Below are 4,669 nucleotides of genomic sequence, written 5' to 3' on the forward strand. Positions count from 1 at the left end.
GGGTGTCCGTGGGTGGGGCTTGTTCGAGGATGACGTGGGCGTTGGTGCCGCTGATGCCGAAGGAGGAGACGGCCGCCCGGCGTGGCCGGTCGCCCTCGGGCCATTCCTGGGCCTCGGTGAGGAGTTGGACGGCTCCCACGGACCAGTCGACGTGGGGGGAGGGTTCGTCGACGTGCAGCGTCTTGGGCAGCTGCCCGTGTCGCATGGCCATGACCATCTTGATGACGCCGGCCGCTCCGGCGGCGGCTTGGGTGTGGGCGATGTTGGACTTGACCGAGCCCAGCCACAACGGTTGGTCCTCGGGCCTGTCCTGTCCGTAGGTCGCCAGCAGCGCCTGGGCTTCGATGGGGTCGCCGAGGGTGGTGCCGGTTCCGTGCGCCTCCACGACGTCGACATCGGAGGAGGACAGGCCGGCGTTGGCCAGGGCCTGGCGGATCACCCGCTGCTGCGAGGGTCCGTTCGGCGCGGTCAGTCCGTTGCTGGCCCCGTCCTGGTTGACGGCCGAGCCACGCATCACCGCCAGGACCGGGTGGCCGTTGCGGCGGGCGTCCGACAACCGCTCCAACAACAGCAGACCCACCCCCTCGGCGGGACCGAAGCCGTTGGCGGCGGCCGCGAACGGCTTGCACCTGCCGTCGGCGGCGAGCCCGCGCTGCCGGCTGAACTCCACGAACGCCTTGGGACTCGACAGGACCGACACCCCACCCGCGACCGCGAGGGTGCACTCGCCCTGCCGGAGTGCCTGCGCCGCCAGGTGGAGGGCCACGAGGGACGAGGAGCACGCCGTGTCCACCGTCACCGCCGGCCCCTCAAGACCGAACGTGTAAGCCAACCGACCGGAGATCACGCTGACGGCGCTGCCGGTCACCGCGTAGCCCTCCAGCACATGGGGGACCTCGGGCATGCCGGTGACGTAGTCGGGGGCCACGGCCCCGACATAGACGCCGGTGGGGGCACCGCGCAGGGACAGTGGGTCGATGCCGGTGCGTTCGAACAGCTCCCAGGAGGTTTCGAGGAGGAGGCGCTGTTGGGGGTCCATGGCGAGTGCCTCGCGTGGGGAGATCCCGAAGAGCTCGGCGTCGAAGTCGGGGGCGTCGGCGAGGAATCCGCCGTGCCGGGTGTAGGACTTGCCCAGGCTGTCCGGATCCGGGTCGTACAGCCCCTCCACGTCCCAGCCGCGATCGGTCGGAAACTCGGAGACCGCGTCCCGGCCCTCGACGACCAACTCCCACAGGTCCTCAGGCGAAGCGACCCCACCCGGGTACCGACACGCCACCCCCACGATCGCGACCGGATCCTCGCCCGCCACCACGGACGCCGGAGCCACGACAGGCACCGGCCGCACCGCACGATCGCCGACGAGCCGGGTCAGCAGGAAGTCGGCCACGGCGGTCGGGGTGGGGTGGTCGAAGACCAGGGTGGCCGGCAGCCGCAGACCCGCGGCCGCCTGGAGCCGGTTGCGCAGTTCCACCCCGGTGACGGAGTCGGAGCCCTGGTCCTGGAACGAGCGCTCGGGGTGAACCGCGTCGGGCGTCTCGTAGCCGAGGACTTCGGCGGCGTGGCCGCGGACCAGGTCGAGCACTCTTCTGGCCTGTTCCGCGACCGGGAGGTCGGCCAGCTGCCGGGCCAGATCGGAGCCGGCATCGGGTTCGCCGGTCCGGTCGCCGTCCAGGCCGAGGGCGCGGCGCACCTCCGCCAGTTCGTTCAGTGTCGGCTGCGGGCGGGACATGGTGAAGGCGGGCGCGAACCGCTCCCAGTCGATGTCGGCCACGGTCAGCGTGGTCTCGTTCCGGTCGAGCGCGCCGGCGAGTGCCGAGGTGGTGAGCTCGGGAGGCATCTCGAACACGCCGAGCCGCCGCAGTTGCTCGACGCCCTCCGCCCTGCTCATGCCGCCGCCGGCCCAGACACCCCAGGCGACGGACGTGGCCGGCAGGTTCCGCGCCCGGCGGTGTTCCGCCAGCGCGTCGAGGAAGGCGTTGCCGGCCGCGTAGCCGCCGTGTTCGGCGCTTCCCCAGACGCCGGCGATGGAGGAGACGAGCACGAAGGCGTCCACGGAACCGCCCAGCAGCTCGTCCAGGTGGGTCGCGCCGACGACCTTCGCTTCGAGGTTGGCGTTCAGGTCGGCCACGGTGACGTCGTCGAGGGCGCCGAAGGCCCCCACGCCGGCGGCGTGCACCACGGCGCGGACGGGGGACCCGTCGGCGTGTACGTCGGCGATCAGCTTCCGGAGCGCGTCGCGGTCGGCGACATCGCAGGCGGCGATGGTGACCCGGCTGCCCAACCGGGCCAGCTCCTCGCGCAGTTCCGCGGCGCCTTCGGCCTCGGGACCGCGCCTGCTGGTCAGCACCAGGTGTTCGGCCCCGTCGGCGGCCAGCCACCGGGCGAGGTGGGCGCCGACGCCGCCGGTGCCGCCGGTGATCAGCGTGGTGCCACGCGGCGTCCAGCGGCGGGAGGGTGTGGCGTCGCCCAGGGTGGCTCGGACCAGTCGTCGAGCGAGGACACCGGTCGGGCGGACCGCGACCTGGTCTTCGGCGCCGTTGCCGGAGAGGACGGCCTGGACCGCCCTGAGGGCGCCGTCGTCGGGTTCCTCGGGGAGGTCGATCAACCCGCCCCAGCGGTGCGGGTGTTCCAGGCCGGCGACCCGGCCGAGGCCCCACGTCTGCGCCTGTCCCGGGTTGCGGATCGGGTCGGCCGCGCTCACGGACACCGCGCCCTGGGTGGCGCACCACAGTGGTGCGTCGATCCGGGCGTCGCCGAGGGCCTGGAGCAGCAGGACCGTGCCGGCCAGTCCCCGGCTGACGGCGGCGTGACGCGGATGCGGGGCCTCGTCGAGGGCCAGCAGGGAGAACACCCCCGCCAGGTCCTGGCACCCGGCCGCCTCGTCGCTCAGACACCCGGCGAGCTGTGCGCGGTCCGTTCCGGTCAGGTCCACGGCGACGGGCCGGATGTCCAGTCCGTGTGCGGACAGGGCGCGCAGGAGTGCGCCGATCGGCTCCTGTCCTTCGTGGTCGGCGGGCACCGGCACCAGCCAGGTCCGTGCCGGTGTTCCGGCCGAAGGTGTGGGAACGGGCTTCCAGGACACCCGGTAGCGCCAGGCGTCCACGGTCGAGTGGGCCTGGTGCCGGCGCCGCCACGACGACAGTGCCGGCAGGACCGCGTCCAGGGACGAGCCCGTGTCGTCCGTGGACAGACCGAGGGCGTCGGCCAGCGCGGCGGTGTCCTGCTGCTCGACGGCCTCCCAGAAGGTGGCTTCCGCGGGTGAGGTCGCGGCGGAGCCCCGCTCGACGGGTTGCCGACGGGGCAGGTCGATCCCCCGGGGCGTGGTGCCGGCGAAGGCGGGGGACCAGTCGACGTCGACGCCCGCCACGAACGCCTCGGCCAGGGATGTCGTGAACCGGTCGAGGCCGCCGTCGTCACGGCGCAGGGTACCGATCGCCGTGGCCTGGCCACCGGCGGCCTCGATGGTCTGCTCGACGCCGACGTTCAGCACGGGGTGCGGGCTGACCTCGATGAACACGTGATGGCCGTGGTCCAGCAGGGTGCGGGTGGCCGGTTCGAACCGGACGGTGCGGCGCAGGTTCTCGTACCAGTACCGCGCGTCCAGTGCCGCGGTGTCGTCCACCCGGTCGCCGGTGACGGTCGAGTAGAAGGGCACGCCGCACGAGCGGGGGGTGATGTCGGACAGGTCGGCGAGGAGCTGGTCGCGGACCGTCTCGACCTGGGCGCTGTGCGAGGCGTAGTCGATCCCGACCCGGCGGGCCCGGACCCCGTCCTCGGCGCAGGCGGTGGCGAACTCCTCCAGTGCCGTCAGTTCGCCGGACACCACGGTCGAGCGGGGCCCGTTGACGGCGCCGATCGCAAGGCGGTCGGCCCAGCGGACCAGCCGGCGTTCCGTCTCGGCGTGGTCCAGGCCCACGGTGAGCATTCCGCCGAGGCCGGACACCGACCGCAGTGCCTGACCGCGCAGTGCGACGATCCTGGCCGCGTCGTCGAGGGACAGCGCGCCGGCGACGTGTGCCGCGGCGATCTCGCCCTGCGAATGGCCGACGACCGCGGCGGGCATGACGCCGTGCGCTCGCCACAGGGCGCTCAGGGACACCATGATGGCGAAGAGCGCGGGCTGGACGACGTCCACCCGTTCCCACGGTGGCGCCCCGGGGACGCCGCGCAGCACGTCCTGGAGCGACCAGTCCACGTGCGGAGCCAGCGCCTCCTCGCAGGCCCGCAACCGCTCGGCGAAGGTGGCCGAGGAGTCGAGCAGGTCGGCGCCCATCCCGAGCCACTGCGAGCCCTGGCCGGGGAACAGCAGGACCGGGCGCTGGCCACCAGGCGCGCGGCCGGTGAGGGCGAGGGCGGTCGGGGTGCCGCGGGACACGGCGCGCAGGCCGTCGAGGAAGGCGTCCCGGTCGCGGGCGAGCACGACTCCCCGGTGCCACCCGCCGAGGGCCGCGGTGGCCAGGGACCACGCGACGTCGGGCAGCGCCGTCTCCGGGGTGGTGGTCACGAACTCGCGGAGTTGATCCGCCTGGCCGCGCAGCGACGTCGCATCGGGTGCGGACAGCGGCCAGGGAACCAGCCGCCCCCCGGTCTCGGATCGGGCGTCGTGGAACCAGTGGCGGCGGTGCTCCCAGGGGTAGGCGGGCAGGCTGACCGGTGGGCGGGCCAGGGC

Annotated in this window: 1 protein-coding gene; it reads right to left on the reverse strand. The window is 73.7% G+C overall.

Annotated features, from left to right (window positions below; all coding sequences use genetic code 11):
- On the reverse strand, window positions 1-4,669 hold a 4,669-nt coding region (locus E1283_RS32200), incomplete at both ends, for a type I polyketide synthase (protein WP_132821703.1).

It is taken from the genome of Streptomyces hainanensis (assembly GCF_004348415.1).
Classification (GTDB): domain Bacteria; phylum Actinomycetota; class Actinomycetes; order Streptomycetales; family Streptomycetaceae; genus Streptomyces; species Streptomyces hainanensis.